A 21,566-nucleotide genomic window follows, 5' to 3' on the forward strand; every position below is an offset into this window, starting at 1 on the left:
TTCACGTACTTTCATCAGTTAATTTAAAAATAACATCAATATCTGTTTGGTTTTCATCAATACAAAGGTTAAAAGTCGCGTGCCCGCGACATTTTCATTAAAAATATCTTCTTTTAACCTGGATATAATGTATTTTCATCAATTAGCGTTCGATTTTCATCAATTAACTCGAAACTATCACCAATTCAAGCTAGAAACTCATCAATTCCAATTCGAAATCCAACAATCAATTCAAAACTTTCACCAATTAATTTTCGAATTTCATCAATACATATTCATATATCATTTATTCCCTACATCCCCAGTAAAATAAAAAGGTTAAAAGTCGCGTGCCCGCGACATTTTTCATTAAAAATATTTTCTTTTAACCTGGATCTAATGTATTTTCATCAATTAGCGTTCGATTTTCATCAATACAATTGAAACTATCACCAATTCTAGCTAGAAACTCATCAATTCCATTTCGAATTCCAACAATTAATTCAAAACTTTCACCAATTAACTTTCGAATTTCACCAATACATATTCATAAATCATTTACCCCAACATCCCCAGTAGAAAGGTTAAAAGTCGCGTGCCCGCGACATTTTTCATTAAAAATATCTTCTTTTAACCTGGATATAATGCATTTTCATCAATTAGCGTTAGATTTTCATCAATTAACTCGAAACTATCATCAATTCCTGATCAGCTCTCATCAATTCATTCAAAACCATCACCAATCCACACCGGGAAAATCACCAATCCTCCTTCAACTTTCACCAATTAATTGAAGCAACTTCAGCCAAGACCCTAATCATTAAAGTATTTTCATATTTCCTCTCCTTTTCGGCAATACTCCTACTATATTCCAGAGTGCCAGGCACCCACACAATTCTGAATTGTTCTGAAGTTGTTTGAGTGCCAGGCACTCATACAATTCTCAAACAATTCTCACACAAATCATAAACAATTGAAGCATCCAAAGGGGTTACGACGGAGATGAATAGGAAGGTACTGAAGCGTAGGTTTAAGTTTGTGATGGATCCGATTACTAATTATGTGTTTTATGAGAGTCACAGGCGGGTTCAGCAGTATGCGAAGTTTTATCAAAGGTGTCGTGTAAAGAAGAAAACGATTTTGTACGAATCACGTGATGGGAATAGTATGACGGATAGTCCGTATGCGATGTTTAAGTATATGGTGGGGAATCCTGAATTCAGTGAGTATATTCATATTTGGTCAGTGCAAGATTTAGATGTGGTTCCGACAAACATTTTGAAATATGTAAACTACTATAACGTTAAATTTGTTAAGCGGAATTCGACGGAGTATCTTAAATGTTTGGCGACTTGTGAATATCTCATTAACAACTCGACGTTTCAAAACTTTGTGATTCCGAAGAAAGACCAGGTCTATATTAATACGTGGCATGGGACGCCTCTTAAAAATATGGGTTTTGACATTCCGGGCAATCCTACAGGGACGCAAAATGTTCTGCGCAATTTTCTGAGTGCAGATTTTATCTTAAGTCCGAATTCTCATACGACGAATATATTCAAAAACAGTTATAAATTAGATGGCATTTATTCGGGGACGATCATTGAAGAAGGGTATCCTCGGATTGATTTAACGTTGAATACAGATTCGAATGACATGAAACAGCGATTACGGTCGTTCGGTTTGCAGCTCAATGATCAGAAGCAAACCATTTTATATGCGCCCACATGGAAAGGGACGAATGTCGCGAAAGTTAATAATGATGTTCATCATATCATCGTAGATATGAATGATTTACAGCAAAAAGTTGGCGATAAGTACAATATTTTAGTAAAAGTTCACCCTTATTTATATAAGCAGGCAGTCCATCATCCTGACCTGAGCAATAGACTTGTTCCGGATTTTGTGGATACAAACGAGTTGCTTTCAGCAATTGATCTCCTAATAACCGATTATTCCAGCATTTTTTTCGACTTCCTTGTCACTAATAAACCAATTCTTTTCTACACATGGGATCTCGATGTGTATAACGAGGAAAGAGGGCAGTATTTAAAAAACGATGAGCTTCCAGGACCGCTGCTTTTTAATGCGATCGAGTTGGTTGAGGCTATTCGCGACATTGAAAATGTTCAAGCGGTCTATCGTGAAAAATACGAAACCATGAAAAAGAGATTCACTAATCATGATGATGGCCATGTCACAGAAAGAATCGTGAACTTTATTTTTAAAAAGTCGGGTGAAAACCTAAATACGATTACCAACCTTGATTCCTCTAAGGAAAGAATATTAATTTACCCTGGAGGAATGAAAAATAACGGGATTACTACTTCATTTATCAACTTAACAAATAATATTGATTACAATACATATGATGTCACATGTTTTCTTCCAACTGCAAATGATGAAGAGTTTTTAAAAAACGTTGAAAAAATGAATAAAAATGTTCGCCTTCTCTTTAAAGGTGGCCACTCTGTGTACAAAATAACAGAACATTACCGGGATAAATTTATTCATAACCGCGGCAGGAATGGGCATTTGGCGCAAAAGTTATACCCGGAACATATTTTTATAAGGGAACATGAGCGATTGTTTGGCAAGTCGACATTTGATTATGCCATTGATTTCAGCGGCTATAGCCTACTTTGGGCAAAATATATCATGGTGGCAAATGCGAAAAAGAAAGTATGTTTTATGCATACGGATATGCTTTCGGATAGTGAGAAAGTAGTTAATGGGAAAAGACCGCATCGCATTAATTTACGGGGGCTCTTTTCGGTTTATGATCAATTTGATAAGCTCGTCAGCGTGTCGAAGGGGACGATGGAAATTAACAAGGCAAACTTGTCCAAATTTGTGGATGAGGATAAGTTTGACTACGTACTGAATTCAATTAATCCAGAGAGGATTCTACAGAGTGAAGTAGAGATTGCAGTCGTGGACGAAACACCAGTCGTTGAAAATTTTAGATCGAGAGCGGTTATAAAAGATGCACAAAAAGCTTGGAATCTCCCGCCTTTTAATGATGGTGCCAGTGAGTTTAAATTAGGGTCTAATTTTAAAAACGCAGAAATTATGATTACGAGAAAAGCCGATACATATTATAAGTTTAGTTATAACAATCAAGTGATTGGCTGGATTGAGGCTGATTCAGTCGAGTTGCTACCGGATAGCATCATGACCGAAAAAGACGTTAAAAAAGTGGCAAAGCTTACGAATCCAAAAGGACATCAAATTTGGTCGAAGCCTTATAAGGTCGAAGGAGCGGAAAAAGTTTCAGGAAGCGCGGATTATAAAGATGTGATTGTTGATATTGATAAGGAAGCTGAAACCCCACGAGGGATGTATAGTCGAATTTCCATCAATGGCACGGTTCTTGGCTGGATTAGCAACTTCGCGCTGCAAATTTTGGATACGGATGCCATAAAAAAGAAATTACTGAAAACGAGAAATTATCGCTGGAAAAAGAACTTGGTTAAAAACATAGGTAATCGAACGTTGGGTGAGGCGAAAATCATTAGGCCAATTTATGCGAAAATCGCACATCCTGAAAATCACCTCATTTATACACATGCTTATCCACATTGGAATGCAAAGGAAATGGCGCCGGCTAAATGGCTGGAAGGCGAGATTGTCACAATTAAAGCAGCGATCAAAACAAGATTTGGACACAGCTTTTTATTTTATCATGATGGTAAAAAAATTGGTTGGCTTGATTCCAAAGCGTTTGAGATGTTAAAAGAAGCGACACTGATTAAGGAAATTCAGGTATCGAGGAGAGCACAATTGGAGTTAGGTGAGAAATATTCGATTTGGACAAAGCCATTTGGACTTGAAGGAGCGGAGAAAGTTGAAAAAGTCGACAGCGGCATCGTTTCGATTGATCGAGAAGCAACTACCTTAAAAGGAACGTATTCTCGAATCCCGTCACTTGGCTGGGTGAACAACAAAGCGTTGCGTGTGCTGGGCATGGAAGTCGATGGTCAATATATTCCGGAGCCGAGCAACGAAACCCTCAATTTTGTCACGATGGGCAGGCTGTCACCAGAAAAAGGCCAGGATAATTTGATTAATGCATTTGCGCGTTTCCACGTAAAGCACCCTAACAGTAAGCTCTATATTTTAGGAGATGGCGCTTTAAAAAATCAGCTTCAAACCTTAATAAAAGAGCTAAAACTAATGGATTCTGTTTTTCTACTCGGCCAAGTCGAAAATCCTTTTACTTTTTTAAAAAAATGTGATTGCTTCGTGTTGTCTTCACATTACGAGGGTCAGCCAATGGTCTTGCTAGAAGCAATGACACTCGGAATGAACATTATCGCAACAGACATTGTCGCCAATCGGACCGTGTTGGAAGATGGGAAATATGGCTTGCTAGTGGAGAATAGTATCGAAGGCTTGGAAAAAGGAATGGATCGAATGGTGAAGAAAGAACATATCATTGAACCGTTCGATTATAAATACTATAACGAAATGGCGATGGAGTCGTTTTATCGGCCGTTGAAGTAAGTTCGGCTAGAACGATGAGACAATTGATGAAAAATGAGATGGAATTGGTGGTACTCAAGAAGAAATTGTCGAAAGTCTAGGCTTAATTGATGAGAAAAAGAGAGGAATTAGAGATAACTTGAGAGGTATTGGTGAAATTTCCCCGGAAATAATAGGATTTATAAATGAAATGTTGAAATATGATCCTAATAAATTGCGGACCTTGGTGATGGGCTTTTTAATTCCTATCACCTTATTATTTTTGGGGTAAAAGTAATATAAATCCTTCAAAAGTAGAATGTTGTAATAACATATCGAAATATGGACAATCGAATGTAATGAGACCAAAAATGATATGATGCAACATTTTACGTGTCTTCGCTGCAAGCTAAGTGATTTCTTTAAAGTGCTAACAGAGTAATTATATACTAAGTTTATAACCACCTTTGTAAAAATGTATTTTGTCGGAAAAATTATTTTTTGAAAAGTCAAAAATAACTGTTGACTATTTGATATAACAATTTTAATATGGGTGTAATTACAAATGTATAAATCCACTTGAATGCTCTACTCAAGCATTTGGAAAATGATAGGTTAATTTTTTCCTGCCACTATAGATTTCTTTATCTATATTTCTACCAGTATTTTATTCTCTCACCATTGACACTTCCCTATGACTTTCCTTAACAAGGATATTTTATTTAGAAGTATTAATTAAAGCGCACACGATAACAAAAATTCAAATTTCCTTGGGAGTAAAAATAATTAAAGTGAATCGCAAAATAAGTTTACATTATAAACAGCCTATCGAAATGTTTTTTTACTGAAATTTTTAAAAACAAGGGATATGACAATTTTCGCCGCATTACCACAATATCCAGAAATACATTTCCAATATATAAAAAGCTTTTATATAAGGGTCGATATTAACTTTTCGAATCATAATTGGTGAAAATGACATTTGTCGAATGAAATTGATTTAAAGTCCTAAAAAAGAAGTTGACTATTTGGTATAACAACTATACCATGAATGTAATTACAAATATATACAGATATAGGTAATTATCCCAGAGTGTATACATCAGGAAGCTAATTAACTTTCTAACCTCAGTAAACATCATTTCTTTTAAACTAACTCATTGTCTTGATTAGCCCAACATTATTTTTTTCAAATATATTTTTCATATACTTCTAACCGCATTACACATTGGATCTGTTGAAAAATGTGAGAATATTAAAAATATATGGATAGAATTTTGGTATCTCATATTAGTTATAAATGTATGTTTTATTAAGCATAGGGTTCCTTTATTGAGAAAGTGATTTCATAAAGAGCGGCCAGCATGAAAGGGGGGATGTAAATAGATTAGCAGTTTACTATTTGTTGTTTGAAGGGAGTGATTAAAAACGCATTTATTTTTAGGGGTTTAGATTGTTAAGATAAACATAGAGAGGGGTAATTAGGTGCATATAAGTAAGCGCTTTAAAAGTAAGGTTAAGCGCAGCCTATCTATCATGCTTGTTTTCATGTTAGTAGCTGTTAATTTCTTGGAACTATTGCCTAGTAAGGCGAGTGCACAAGAAGTAAAGGATAAGACGACAATTGCGGAATGGACATTCCCTGAAAATCCTACGAATCTAGGTGTCTTTCCTGCTAATGGAGGAGTCTATAGGAATATTTCATTATTACAGGCTGTGCCTGATAGAGATCCGACTACTTATAGTTGGGATTCTGCTTCAAGCAGCATTCGATATCAAGGCTGGCACCAAGAAGAAGGCAAAGATAAATATTGGTTAACAACTTTTAATACAAAAGGTTTTGAAAATATCACTGTTTCATCTACTCAACAAGGAAGAGGTTCGTCTGGTCCTAAAGACTTTAGGGTTCAAATGAGCTTAGATGGTGAAAATTGGACGAATGTAACAGGTGATGGAACGAGCTTAGCAGATTTAGTCATGATCAATGGTGTTCCTACACACCTTGAAAATGCGCCACTTCCGACCACGGCAAATGATTTGGAAAAGGTATTCGTCCGCTGGCTCGTCATATCCGATTTTAACACAAGTGGTGGAAAAATTGGAGATACTGGATCTAGTCAATTAGTAAGTATAAAAATCCAGGGGGATCTACTTCCTACTGAACCTATTAATGAAACTGTTGCTGAATGGATATCAGGGGTCTCTATCATTGGGGACGAACCAGTTAAAGCAACTGGTGGAATGTACAAAGATGAGGCTACAGTTAAAGCAGTAGGTGGTCCAAAATATTATGCAGAATTAGAAAGCCATATTGGCTGGCAAAATGGAGCAGGCAGTAAATATTGGTTGGCTTCTGTTTCAACAAAAGGCTATGAAAATATTACGCTATCATCTGAACAAAAATCTGGAAATTCTGGTCCGAAAGATTTTAAAGTACAAGTAAGTTCAGATAATGAAAACTGGATAGATGTTAAAGATGCAAATATTGCGAGTCCAACAAGCTTTGATAGTGATGCGGCTAAATTAAAGAATGTGTCGCTTCCAAATGCTGCAAATGATCAAGACAATTTATTTATTCGCTGGATCATGACAACAAATGATGTGGCAAATCCTGTATCATATCCAAATGGGATTGGGGAATATGGTGCAGCCCATATTAGGAATATCGTTATTAATGGCGATAGAATAAACGGTTTTGAATTCCCTAAAGATACCGAAGCCCCTTCAACACCTAAAAATCTATCCGGAGTTGGAGTATCTGATACTACCATTAATCTTTCTTGGACAGCTTCTACTGATAATTATGGAATTGCAGGGTATGACATTTATCGTGATGGAGAAAAGATAGGAAACCCTAAAACTACTTCTTATTCCGACACGGGATTGACGAAAGATACTTCATATTCATATTATGTCGTTGCTGTAGATACATCCGGCAATGAATCTGAAAAAAGTAATGCAGTTACGGTAAAAACTAAAGCAGAACCTATCGGTGAATTAGAAACGATTGCTGGTTGGAAGTTTGCAAATGAAGGTCAACATGGTTCAATTCTTGCAACAGACGGTGCCTACAAATCTGCTTCTACATTTAGAGCGGTTGGTGGTCCATTCTTCGAATATGTTGGCAGTGATGGCACACTAAGTTATTGGGGATGGGACGGCGCAGATTTCGGTTCGAAGTACTGGCTTGCTACTATTCCGACGAAAGGTTTTAAAAATATTTCCTTATCTTCACAACAAAATTCATCTGGATCTGGTCCAGGTCATTTTAAAGTTCAGATAAGCCAAGATGGACAAGCATGGAGCGACGTTCCAAACACTACTTTGAAGATGACTACATCTAGCTTTGCTTGCCCAGGGGATGCATGTAAATTAAACAATGCTCCAGTTCCTGAAGAAGCAAACGACCAAGATGTTTTATACATTCGTTGGGTTCTTACTTCTGGAACAAGTACAAGTGGCTCTCCGACAATCGGTGGATCTGGATCAAGCAGAATCAAGGATATTGTAGTTTCAGGAGAACGCATTAGTGGCGCTGAAATTGCAGTTCCAACGATTGATTTGCATCAAGTTCCTGTTGGCGGATCTGATAATGTAATAGCGGATGCACCTGTAACGGTTAATTTCAATAAGCCGATTGCTCTTAATGACAATGGCGCAGAGATTACGATCACTAACAAAAACAATGAAGCGTTAAAAGGAATTACGGTTGAAGCAAAAGATAACTCGTTAACAATTAATCATCCGAAATTTGTTTATGGAGAAACATATACTGTTACAGTTCCAAAAGAGCGTGTAAAAGGCACAGATGATACGCCTTTAGTACGTGATGTTAAATGGAGCTTTAAAGTTCAAGAATCTCCATATAAACCAAAACTAATGAACATGACGTTCAATGGTGACCCTAAAACAAGCATTGCCTTCGCGTGGTATACAGATTTTATGACCGACACAGTTGTTGAGGTTGTGGAAGCTTCTAAAGTAAAAGATGGGAAGTTCCCTGAAACTGGGGCTCTAGTTTACGAAGGAACTGGCGAAGAAATTGACACATTAATGGTTGCTAATGATCGGGCTACTAAAAATAAAACGAAATTCATTAGCCATAAAGCGATTGCTGATAAGCTAACACCGGGTACTAAATACAACTATCGTGTAGGAAACGGTGAGGATTGGAGTCCAATCGGTTCATTTACAACTGATACTGCCGGCAACCAAGATTTCCGTTTTATCACTGGTTCGGATTCTCAAGCATCAAGCTTAACAGGCTTTGAACCTTGGGGAGATACATTTAGAAAAGCCCGTGATTTTATGGGAGATCCAAAATTCCTTATCAACGCTGGGGACCTTGTTGATAACGGTGACCTAGAAACACATTGGCAATGGATGTTAAGTACGGCAGAAGATTCTTTAATGAATGTTCCATTTGTTCCGGTTCTAGGTGGTCATGAAGTAAATGACTATGATGGAGACGTAACAACGGATAACACAAACTTCTACAATCACTTTAACGTTCCAAAGCAAGTGGTTGAAGGCACTCATGAAGGTTCTGTCTACTCTTTCGAATATGGTGATGCACTGTTCATGGTGTTCAACTCACAATTTGAAGGTGGACTAGCAGATAACGGCAAAGATATTGCTTGGGAAGATCCTGAGTTTCGTGCCCAAGTTGACTGGATGAGAAATACCGTTGCAAAGAGTGATAAGAAGTGGAAATTTGTTACTTTCCATAAGAGCCCTTATGCAGCTGGTGACAACTCTGCCATGTGGGAAGATGAACGTGTTCAATTTTACAGAAAACATTTAATCCCTGTTTTCGATGAAATGGGCATTGATATGGTGTTTGAAGCTCATGACCATATGTACATGAGATCATTTCAAATGCTTAATAATGAAGTTATTCCGTTTGAATCACTAGATAGAGATGAAAATGGAAACTATATCAACCCTAAAGGTACAGTCTACTTAATGTCGAATGCATTCGGTAATAAGTTTTATACAAAGAAAAATCAATATGAATATGATGAAAATTGGAATGCGATTGAAAAGAAAGATGAAAATGGCAATCCAATTCCATATGATGACTTTTTCGCAGCAATCAATGATCAACCATTTAAGAAAATGTTCACAGACGTTTCGATTACAGACCAAATTCTTTCCTTTGTTTCTTATACTGCAGCTGTAGAAGATGAGGGTAAAGAGGGCACTGTAGGAAATGGTCTGAAAGATTATGATGATTACGGTATTAAGAGAACGGATGGTACACCTGAAAAGGTAGAAAACCTATCAGTAAAACTAGACGGAAATAATGCTGTTTTATCTTGGAAAGCTCCTGCTAACAGTAAGGAACCAGTAAGAGGCTTTAGAATTTACGAGAAAAATGACAAAGTATCAACACACTGGAGCGACTACGTTTCTACGAAAGAAGGCCAAACTGAGTATACATTAACAGTTAAAAACATCAATCCTTCTAAAAAATATGAATTTGTCGTAAAAGCGGTTGGTACAAGAATTAACTCTGAAGGTGTCGAAGTAACGACTATTGATGGTGATGTAAACAATGAACCACCTGCAGCACCTGAAGCTTTAGAAGGTAAAGCAGTATCTCCATTCCAAGTTAACTTAAAGTGGAAAGCTTCATCTGGAAGTGTTGAAGTTACTGGATACAATGTTTACCGTAATGGAGTTAAAATTGGTTCTACATCAGCAGATAAGACGACATTTGTAGATACTGGATTAGATGCTGATACAGAATATACGTACCTTGTTAAGGCGTATAATCCTGAAAAGATTGAATCACTTGCAAGTAATGAAATAACTGTTCAAACGAAAAAGGCTGTTGCAGGAGAAGGACCACAAAAGGTATTCCCTCAGCATGTAGCTTACGCTGAAGGTTCCATTAAGCCTAATCACATTTCTCAACAAGAAATGGATGCAACCGTTATTAAGATGTACAAAGAGTGGAAAGAAAAATATTTAACCGAAGATCCTAGCGACAAGAATTTGAAATACGTTTGGTATAGCGACGGTGATCCTGAGTGGTATCCAGATGGTGAAGTGACAGTATCTGAAGCTCATGGATACGGAATGATGATTGTTGCCATGATGGCAGGTCATGATCCGCTGGCTCAAGAAGACTTTGATTCATTATATCGTTATTTCAGAGCACATCCGAGCGAAATTAATTCCAATTTAATGGCTTGGCAGCAAGGTTTAGTAGATGGAAAAGTGGTTGATATCAATGGCGCCGACTCCGCAACGGACGGTGATATGGATATTGCATACTCCTTACTTCTTGCCGACCAACAATGGGGTAGTAATGGTGAGATTAACTATTTGGCTGAAGCTAAAAAAGTGATCAACGCCATCATGGACAGTGAAGTTTTAAAAGGGGACTGGACTTTAAGAATTGCTGACTGGGCAACTTCCGGAAAGTATGTTGGTGCTACTCGTCCTTCTGACTGGATGTTACAACATATGAAAGATTTCAGAGTTGTGACAGGTGATAGTCGTTGGGATAATGTCATCGATGCAACGTATGAATTGATCAACGACATGTATACAAACCATAGTCCAAACACTGGTTTACTTCCTGACTTTATTGTTAAAAACGGAAAAGAATTTGTACCGGCACCACCTGGATTTTTGGAAGGTCCTGAGGATGGGGACTACTACTATAACTCTGCTAGAACTCCTTGGAGAATTGGAACCGATTATCTTGTTACTGGGGATAAGCGTGCGAAAGAACAACTCAGCACACTAAATAAATTTTTCCGTGAAGTTTCAAATGATACGCCAAGCAAGGTAAAAGCAGGTTATAAATTAGACGGCTCTAAATTCTTAGGCGATTGGGAAGATATCACATTCACTGCACCATTAATGGTAAGTGCAATGATCGACTCTTCCAACCAAGAATGGTTGAATAAACTATGGGATTACAACCTAGAAACATCTACAGAGGATGAAGTTTACTTCGGCAACAACATCCGTATGTTAAGTTTGATTGTTGTTTCTGGAAACTGGTGGACACCTACAATTGTGGATAGCGAAGCACCAACTGCACCAGTTATTGATAAAGCAAATGCCATCTCTGATACAGAAGTGGAATTAAGCTGGATCCCTTCAGAAGATAACTTTGTCGTTGCGGGCTATAAAGTATTCCGTAATGACGAAGAAATTGCGACTATAACAGATACAACATTTAAGGACACTGGATTAACTCCAGACACAAGCTATAGCTACTTCGTAGTGGCCTTTGATGCTGCAGGTAACTTCTCGAAGACTAGCAATCTAAGAATTGTGACAACTTTACCTGAGGTTAAGAATCCTCCTTCCATGCCGACCGTATCACAAGTAAGTGATAAGGATACAACGGTGACGGGAACAGCAGAAGCAGGATCAACTGTTAAGGTAAAAACAAGCAAGGAAGAAATAGGTTCTGCAAAAGCAGATGATAAGAGTGGCAAGTTTACTGTAAAATTGAAAGCTGCTCAAAAAGCCGGCACAGTTCTATATGTAACTGCTACTAAAGATGGAACAGAAAGTGAAGCAAGAAAAGTTACCGTTGTAGACAAAACAGCACCTAGTACACCGACAGCATTACAAGTAAGTGATAAGGATACAAAAGTGACAGGTAAAGCGGAAGCAAGCTCAACCGTAACCGTAAAAGCAGGCACGAAGGTACTCGGATCTGCCACTGCGAAGTCCAATGGTGATTATTCCGTTACAATCAAAGCACAAAAAGCAGGCACTGTCCTATCGATCACTGCAAAAGACAAAGCAGGCAATGTGAGTGCTGCGAAAAAGATCACAGTTATCGATAAAACTGCACCGAAAACGCCAACTGTTTCTAAGGTTAGCGACAAGGATAAAAAGGTAACCGGAAAAGCGGAAGCAAGCTCAACCGTAACAGTTAAAGCAGGAACAAAGGTACTCGGATCTGCCAAAGCAAAGACAAATGGTGATTATTCCGTTACCATTAAAACCCAAAAAGCAGGCACAGTCCTATCGATCACTGCGAAAGACAAAGCTGGAAATGTAAGTGCTGTGAAAAAGATAACTGTTAGTGATAAAACACCGCCGAAAGCGCCAACAGCTTCTAAGGTTAGCGACAAGGATAAAAAGGTAACCGGAAAAGCAGAAGCGGGTTCGAAAGTTACCGTCAAAGCTGGTAAAAAGGTATTAGGATCTGCCACTGCAAATAAGAGCGGTAAGTACACAGTTAAATTGAAATCAGCCCAAAAAGCGGGTAAGGTTCTAACGATTACAGCAAAAGACAAAGCTGGAAACGTAAGTGCAGCGAGAAAAATTACCGTTGTGGATAAAACTCCACCTGCAGCTCCGAAGGTAAATAAAGTAACCATTAAATCAACGAAGGTTACAGGGAAAGCCGAAGCGGGTTCATCCGTGTATGTGAAGGTTGGCAGCAAGGTTATTGCCTCGGGGAAAGCAAGTAAAAACGGCAACTTCTCTGTCAAAATTAAAAAACAGAGAGCGGGAGCTGTTCTGCAGGTAACTGCAAGAGATAAGGCTAAAAATGTAAGTAAGATTACGAAGGTTACCGTTAAGAAGAAGTAGAGAAAATGGGGTGGCGGAAAACGATACGTTTTCCGCTGCTTTTTTATTTTACTTGTATGGGACGGAATTTCTACCAATCCCATCAAGAAATAATCTAGGTTTATGATTGATGAAAATTAAGATGAAATTGATGAGAGTTCGGCACGAATTGATGAAATTGAAATGTGGATTTGTGAAGGTTTGGAATTAATTGATAGAATTCCCCTCGTAATTGGTGAATTTTATAAAAAAATCTATAACAATACCCACCTGCCCTATCAAATTCATCAATAAAATAGGAATTTTCATCAATCCCCCTCGCGAGTTTCACCAATTAAGGCGAATTTCTCACCAATCTTCACCCGAATTTCCCTCAATCCATGCCTAAGTTTCACCAATTAATGTTAAATTCTCACCAATCCCATCCGAAAACAATCCTCCGCCCCCTTTTCAATTAATAGTAAAAATGCACTAAATAGAACTAGACATTCTGGTTCGATATTACTATATTGGTAATATGAGTAAATTCTGACATATTTAGCCCTTTTTTGGATATACCTTCAAACAGATTGACTTCAATCAAGAAATTTCGTAAACGTAAGGAAGGAGTTGGTGCAATGCCTTGTAAGGAACAGCAAGTACATATTGCTACGATTTTAGAGTTTCTACTTTCCAAAGGTGAGGAAAAAGAAATTACTTTGAAGCAATTGATAAAAGAGGCGCAAGTTCTTTTATATCCTTTAATAGAGCAAAATGCTTTTCAAAAGAAAATTGAAATTGTGAGCAATAATAATAGAGGTGATAAAAATATCCTAGCTTAAGCGAGTTTACTTTTTGAAAAAGGAACGATTATGAAAAGGTTTGTTTTTTTTGGATTGTTTTTTGCCATATGTATTCTTGCAATCTATTATTTACCAAAGGGTAATATTTCGTTAAACGAAACAATAAATGGTAAAAGCAACAAGGAGCATATAGAAAATCTGGAAAGCCGCGATGCAGAAGGTGGAATAATTCCGAGTACAGAAAAAGATCCTGGAACAGAAAAGATAGTACTATCAGATACAGAAAAAAACCCTGGAACAGAACAGCTAGCACTATCAGATAAAGAAGAGATTCCTAGAACAGAACAGCTAGCACCCCAGGAAAAAGAGAAAATGGAAGAATTTAAACACCGATTTCAGCAATTAAATCAAGCGGCCGACAGTAAGCTGCATGCCTTATTGGAACAAGCAAAAAATGAATATACTTCCAAACAGGAGAAAAAGCTTGATTTGTCTCATTTTGGGGCAAAATATGAGGCAATTTACATAAATTACGAGAAGCATATAAATGAAGAATTTGCTTTGCTTACTAAAAGCTTCGAGCATGAAATAAAAGAAGATCCAAAAGAGGTTAATTTCTTTAGTGAATTTAATGCTCAAAAACATAGTAGAAAGGATCTTTTTCAAGCGGAGATAAAAAGTTTAGAGGAGTTTAGGGGGAATAAGGATTGAGGAAAAGCTTAATTTTGGCATTATGTCTATTACTGCTAATGCCTGGAGCGGGACTAGCAAATACACAGCCTGTACATAAAAGTCAAACTGCAAAAATGACGAAGGATATTAATATAAATACACCAGTCCTTCAGCACTTTGAAGTTCCTGGCGAGGTATATAAAGAGGAATTATTCACGATTAAAACTGATTTTACTGATAATAAAATAATAGATCAGGTAATTGTCTCCTTTGTATCTCCAACGAGGAATCATTACGATGTTCATCTTATGTTCGACGATGCTGCTAACGAATGGACAGGGGAATATTCCTTCTACCGCCATGCGGAATACGGCAAATACGAGATTGAATTGCAAATTTGGGATGAGTCAGGAAACTATTCGCATCAAATAGTTGATCAAACATTACGTTTAACAAATGAATCCGGTGATATTAGTGGGCATGTTATTAAAAAGTATGAAATAAATGTTCCAGAAGTTGCAGTGCCAGGAGATTATATTTCAGTTTCAGCAGAAGCTATCGATGAATCTGGTGTAGATTATGTTGAAGTTATTATAGAAAGTCCATCTGGTTCGTCTACACATGGATATGGTCTTCATTTTGATGATGAAACAGGAACATGGTTAGGGAATATCGAAATATATAAATATTTTGAACCGGGCACTTGGTCGATACAATTTATGAGTGAAGATGTACACGGTAACTATAGCTATTATGATGTAAAAGAAAAAATCATTATTAGCCATGACTTTGATTATACACCTCCTGTAATAGAGGATGTACATATCAATGCTGCTACATTTAATGTAGACGATGTCATGATGGTAAGTGCTAAGATTAGCGAAAATGAATCAGATGTTACAAGTGTAAAAGCACGAATGTTTCACGAAAATAGAGGATATCAAGAATTTGAGTTGGAATTCAATCCGGAGACGGGATTATGGGAAGGTGCCTACACCATTCAAAAAAGAAATCCTCATGGCATGTGGCATTTATCAATTAGCGCTGAAAATAGTGAGGAGCTTACTAGTTATTCGTCCAATACGACAATAGAAATCATTAATGAAGACAATAATGGGAGCCCTGCTGTATTAGAAGGAATTGAATTTTCCACAAGGCATATTTCTCTTGGTGAAAATCTTACAATTACCGCAGAAATTTCTAGTAAAAGTTTTGATATCGAAAATGTATATGGATATTTTATTAATAGTTCTTCAGGGGAAACTCGCTATATTGACTTTGAATATAATGAAGCGATCGATAGATGGATTGGACAATACCAATTTAACGAGTGGGATGAAGATGGAGAATGGATATTCAAGGAATTAGTGATTATCGATGAACAAGGATATGGCGAATGGACAGAACTTGAAGAAATTATCTATTATGATAATCCAAAGTTTGATAACCAGCCTCCTACAATAAAAGATATTTCAGTTTCACATGAAACAGCTAATGTCGGTGATGAAATTAAAATCCGTGTAAAAGTAGAAGATGATAAGTTAGGAGTAGGTGAGGTTTGGGGCTATTTAACACAGCAAGATGGTGACATGTCCATTGGTATGTACTTTGAATATGATGAGGCAACCGATGAATGGGTCGCAACTAGAACGATTCAAAAAAATTACATGCCGGGTGAATGGAAAATAGTGATAACAGCTGTCGATCAAGCGGGGAATTCTGCGGAGATTGAAGTGGAGCAACAGCTCACCATCATTAACCCGAATGGCGATTTTGATGGCCCTGTTATGGAACATTATGAAATAAATGCACCTAAGGTTGCGAAGCCGGGCGATAAGATTTCGGTCAGTGCAAAAATAGTAGATGATTCAGATATTGAATATGCTGATTTTATTTTAGAAAGTCCATCTGGTACAAGCTATTTTAATTCCCTGGAATTTGATGAGTCAACAGGGACATGGATCGGAAATATTGAGATTGGTAAATTTTACGAGCCAGGAACTTGGGGAATAAGATTCGAGAGTCAAGATACAAATGGAAACTATAGCGAACACGATATCGAAGAAAAAATCGTGATTGAAAATGACAATGACTACACACCTCCCGAAATTGTTGATGTAACAATAGAAGGTGAATCTTTCCATGTTGGTGATGAAATTAAAGTGAGCGCAAAAATCACCGATAATGATTCAGGTGTCAAAAATGCTTTTGTGCAAATGAGTCATGAGTATAGAGGACACCAAGAATTTGAGATGAACTATAATCCGGATACTGGATTATGGGAAGGTGTATTTGTTGTCCCAACCAGCATGGCTAATGGAAAATGGAATTTATCAATATGGGCAGATAATATTGACGAGCTTACTGGTTTTTCCGAAAGCACGACAATAGAAATTATTAATGAAGAAAATGCTGGGGGTCCTCCTGTTTTAGATGGTATTGAATTCTCCTCTAGGGATTTAAGTGTTGGTGAAACTCTTACGATTAGCGCAGCTATTTCTAGTAAAGGTTCGGAAATTGAGTATGTAAATAGTTTTATATATAGCCCTTCAGGTAAGGGACATTTTATTGAATTCAACTATGACGATTTATCGAATAAATGGATTGGTGAATACGCATTTAGCCAGTGGGATGAAGATGGAGAATGGAGGTTTAGCGAATTTGAGTTCGTTGATGTTCACGGTAATTATGATTGGGTTCCTCTTAAGGAAACTGTAAACTATAAAAATAAGAATTTCGATAACCAAGCTCCAATAATAAAAGACTTTTCCATTTCACCCGAGACCGCAAATGTCGGCGATGAAATTAAAATTAGGGTAAAGGTGGAAGACGATAAATCCGGAGTCAATGAAGTGTGGGGCAGCTTAACTCAGCCTGGTACTGATCACTACATTTATATGTATTTCGTATATGATGAAGAAGCGGATGAATGGGTAGGATCCAAAACGGTTGAGAGCAACAATGTCCCGGGTAAATGGGAAATAAAAATATCGGCTGATGATCATGCGGGTAATTATGACAGCATTATTTTAGATAAAACGATTACCATTGTAAATCCTGATGGTGATTTTACAGCACCAATCGTTCATAGTTACGACATCCAGCCTAAAAATATTAATGTTGGGGAAAAAGTAACAATCACTGCTAATATTACTGATGATAAATCGGGATTACGGGAAGTATACGCATCTTTAAGCTCTAACATGATTAATCAATATAAAGATGTTTTGATGCGATATAATTCGACAACCCAAAAATGGGTTGGGACTTTTATTGCAACAGAGAAAACGGCTCATGGTACATGGTCACTTTCTATTGATGCATACGACAATAATAATAACTATTCATATGAATATATGAATAATGCGTTTTTTGTCAACAACCCTGATGCAGATGTAAAAGGACCAGTACTGAAGGATTTAACAGTTGAACCTAAGGAAGTAATGGCTGGTGAAAAAGTAACATTCACCGCAATTGTAGAAGATGAAAAGTCAGAGGTTGCCCTCGTCCAGTTGAAAATTTATGGAATCGGCAATGTGGATTTGAAATTTGATAAAAAGTTGGGTAAATGGGTAGGTTCAATTGTTGTTCCTACTAATGTATACCACGACACAAGGTTTGATTTTCTTTATATTTTAGCGGATATGAAAGGAAACATTACCGAAGGATGGGTCGATGAGACATTCACGGTTAAAAATCCAAATCATGATAATACTCCACCTACTTTGGAAAGCTTTGAAGTTTCCACTAATACCGCTAAAGTTGGAGATAAAATCGAGTTTAAAGCAAAAGTTTCAGATGATAAATCGGGTGTCGATAAAGTATATGCAAGTTTTCTTGAGAATTCACGGTATGAGGATGTTGAGCTCAAATATGATCAAAAAACAGATCTATGGACAGGAAGCTATATTGTTCGCGAGTGGGATCCTTCAGGTGATCGCTATATCACCATTACAGCGATAGACAAAAGTGAGAATTCCAGTGAAAACTTCACGGGCAAATTCATCAATTTTATAATTGGAAAAACCGATCTTATCAATCCCCTTATTGGCAAAATTGATGTAACGCCAAATGTGAATGTCAATGAGGAACTCGTGGTCACAGCTGAGGTAACTGATGAAGGATCGGGATTAAGATATGTGTATGCAGACCTAACTTCTGAGTATGATGAATATCAATATATTCGTTTAAGCTTTGATGCCAAGAAAAATAAATGGGTAGGGACATACAAAGTTCAACAAAGGGATAAGGATGGAGAATGGAAAGTAAGGATTGAGGCTTATGATAACGCGGGTAATTCGAGTTATAAAGATGGTCCTGCATTTACGATTCATAATCCAAATGAAGATAAATTACAACCTACGCTAGATTTCATTACTGTAAGTAATTATGTAGGAAAACCTGGAGAAACCATCCATTTCGAAGCAAGCTTGTTTGATAATCTATCTGGGGTGGAATCAGCCACAATTCTATTAACGGAAACCAGTTATAATGTACAAGATAAAAAGATCAATCTTCAGTATGATAAATCAAAAGATGCCTGGATTGGAAGCTATACTATCCCTGACTATGCATCTGCCGGGTTGCATGAAATCTCAGTAGAGGCTTATGATAAAGCCGGCAATTATATGAGGGAGTATATCGAGGATTATTTAATCATCATTAATGACAATCCTGATTATACTAATCCAGTTATAAAAAGTATTGAATTCACTCCTGAGAAAGCAGCTGTTGGAGATAAAATAGACGTTACTGTAGATGCCACTGATTTGGGTTCAGGGATCAAAACTGTTCAAGCTTACCTATTAAAGCTAAGAGGTAATTGGGAAGAAGATTTCACGAATCCAGTAGAAATGGTATTTGACAAAAAATCAGCTAAGTGGAAAGCAAGCCTAACGATAGAAGAAAGCAGTCAAACAGGTTTATGGTATGTTGCTGTTGCAGCTGAAGATCATGCAGGTAATTACGCGTATCAGCTATCAACTAAAATGATTGAAATTGTTGATAAACTAATAGAAATTAAAGAAGTAATCGTAAAAGAAGTCGGCGATAATGATACATCAATTACCGGTACTGCTGAACCGGGGGTAAAGGTTGTTGTTAAGGCTGGCTCAAAAGAACTAGGCTCTAGGGATGCTAAAAGTGATGGGAAGTTTGAAGTGCCAATTGCAAAACAAAAAGCTGGCACGGTCTTGACAGTGTATGCGGAGAAGGATGGAAGGCAAGGTAAATCTATTAACGTAACTGTAAAAGATAAAACGCCGCCTACTACGCCGACTGCATCACAAGTAAGTGATAAGGATACGAAAGTGACAGGAAAGGCGGAAGCTGGCTCGACCTTAACAGTTAAAGTCGGCACGAAGTCACTTGGATCTGATAAGGCAAAGACAAATGGTGATTATTCCGTTACCATCAAAGCGCAAAAAGCGGGCACCGTTCTATTGATTACTGCGACCGATGCTAATGGAAATGCAAGTACGGCGAAAAAGATTACGGTCATTGATAAAACACCTCCAAAAGCGCCAACTGCTTCACAGGTCAGTGACAAAGATAAAAAGGTTACTGGAAAAGCAGAAGCAAGTTCGACTGTAACGGTAAAAGCAGGTACAAAGGTACTCGGATCAGCGAAAGCAAAAACAAATGGCGATTATTCCGTTGCCATTAAGGCTCAAAAAGCGGGTACTGTTCTATCAATTACTGCAACAGATGCAGGTAAAAATGTAAGTACGGCGAAAAAGATAACTGTTATCGATAAAACACCGCCAAGCATGCCAACAGCTTCAAAGGTGAGCGACAAGGATAAAAAGGTAACCGGAAAAGCGGAGGCAGGTTCGAAAATTACGGTTAAAGCAGGTAAGAAAGTAATAGGAACAGCCACAACAAGTAAAAGCGGAAAGTATACAGTGACCTTCAAATCAACACAAAAAGCCGGCACAGTCCTATATATCACTGCAACCGATAAGGCGAAAAATGTAAGTTCTGTCAGAAAAGTTACTGTGAGCGACAAAACGCCGCCTGCAGCTCCGAAGGTAAATAAGGTAACAATTAAATCAACTATTGTTAAAGGAACTACAGAGGCTAACTCAACTGTGTACGTAAAAGTTGGGAAAAAAGTGATTGCCTCAGGTAAGGCCGGTAAGAACAAAAGCTTCTCAATCAAGATTAAAAAGCAAAAGGCCGGCGTCGTCCTGCAAGTCTATGCAAAAGATAAAGCTAAAAACGTAAGTAAGATTACGAAGGTTACAGTTAAGAGAAAATAATAAGGACAGGTGGCGGGAGTTTTCCGCCACCTGTTTTATTTTGATAATTTTCATCAAATTTCTTCCGAATTTCACCAATTATGGGGAGATTATCACCAATCCAAAGGTGAATTCTCATCAATCTTGCCAAAGTTCTCACCAATCCCATCTTGAATTTCATCAATTAATCTAGAACTTCCATCAATCTCTTACTATTCTAAGGTAAAAAGTAGCGGGTTCTCGACTTTTATCTGTTTTATTGGTTTTTCATTTTATTACATGAACGTCACCATTGACCTTGCTCATTGTCCGTGTTGGTGTGTCATCGCTGGTTAGCGGGAAAATAAAGCTTTGCGACTTACCAGCAGTTAAGTGTAACACGGACAAATCGATACTAAGCATACGCTGATGGGGCCCCGTCCCCTTTCAGCCCACGCTAAGTATCGGGCGCGGCGGTCAATGGCAAGCAGCTTCGCTGTGACTTCGTGCAGGCATGGTAGGTGGGTCGGTTTATTTTATATATGAGAGATTGTGGTGGGGATTGATGAAAATTGAAATGGAATTGGTGAGGGATTGATTAGAATTGATGAAAGTTTAGGTGGGATTGATGAGATTTTAGCGAGAATTGTGGAAAAATTAAGTGGGATTGATGGAAGTCTGATTGGGATTGGTGAAAGTTTGGAATTAATTGTTGAAATTGGGGCAAATAATTTAAATGAAAAAAGTCGCGGGCTCGCGACTTTTATCCGCTAAATTCTTTAATCACCAATCCCCCTCCAATTTCCAACAATCACACCATGACCTCTTCAATTCACCACAAATCTTATCTTTCAAAAAGCTTATCGGTTTTGTCGGAATTTGTCGCCAAGATATGGAA

6 protein-coding genes are annotated in these 21,566 nt (G+C 37.6%); all 6 read left to right on the plus strand.

Going from position 1 to position 21,566, the window contains the following annotated elements; all coding sequences use genetic code 11:
* Positions 1-981 precede the first annotated feature (981 nt).
* A complete protein-coding gene (locus NQ185_RS07205; RefSeq protein WP_257580950.1) occupies positions 982-4,485 on the plus strand; it encodes a CDP-glycerol glycerophosphotransferase family protein in 3,504 nt (1,167 codons plus the stop codon).
* A gap of 1,443 nt (positions 4,486-5,928) precedes the next feature.
* Positions 5,929-13,017, plus strand: coding sequence for a glycosyl hydrolase family 8 (locus NQ185_RS07210; RefSeq protein ID WP_257580951.1), 7,089 nt, complete (start codon positions 5,929-5,931; stop codon positions 13,015-13,017).
* Between the two features lie 596 nt (positions 13,018-13,613).
* Complete coding sequence (locus NQ185_RS07215; RefSeq protein WP_257580952.1) at positions 13,614-13,817, plus strand: hypothetical protein; 204 nt, start codon at positions 13,614-13,616, stop codon at positions 13,815-13,817.
* 30 nt (positions 13,818-13,847) lie between these two features.
* Positions 13,848-14,489 carry a hypothetical protein gene (locus NQ185_RS07220; RefSeq protein WP_257580953.1) on the plus strand — a complete coding sequence of 214 codons (642 nt, stop codon included), beginning with the start codon at positions 13,848-13,850 and terminating at the stop codon, positions 14,487-14,489.
* Positions 14,486-20,710, plus strand: a complete 6,225-nt coding sequence (locus tag NQ185_RS07225) for an Ig-like domain-containing protein (protein WP_257580954.1) — start codon at positions 14,486-14,488, stop codon at positions 20,708-20,710. The genes NQ185_RS07220 and NQ185_RS07225 overlap by 4 nt, the downstream gene beginning before the upstream one ends.
* A gap of 552 nt (positions 20,711-21,262) precedes the next feature.
* Positions 21,263-21,442: a hypothetical protein gene (locus NQ185_RS07230; protein ID WP_257580955.1), complete on the plus strand. Its 180-nt coding sequence runs from the start codon at positions 21,263-21,265 to the stop codon at positions 21,440-21,442.
* Positions 21,443-21,566 lie beyond the last annotated feature (124 nt).

Origin of the sequence: Lederbergia panacisoli (assembly GCF_024626525.1) — a bacterium.
GTDB lineage: Bacteria > Bacillota > Bacilli > Bacillales > Bacillaceae_C > Lederbergia > Lederbergia panacisoli.

Coding starts and splice junctions, on each gene's coding strand:
- NQ185_RS07220 (WP_257580953.1), top strand. CDS start 13,848: ATGAAAAGGTTTGTTTTTTTTGGATTGTTTTTTGCCATATGTATTCTT.
- NQ185_RS07215 (WP_257580952.1), top strand. CDS start 13,614: ATGCCTTGTAAGGAACAGCAAGTACATATTGCTACGATTTTAGAGTTT.
- NQ185_RS07205 (WP_257580950.1), top strand. CDS start 982: ATGAATAGGAAGGTACTGAAGCGTAGGTTTAAGTTTGTGATGGATCCG.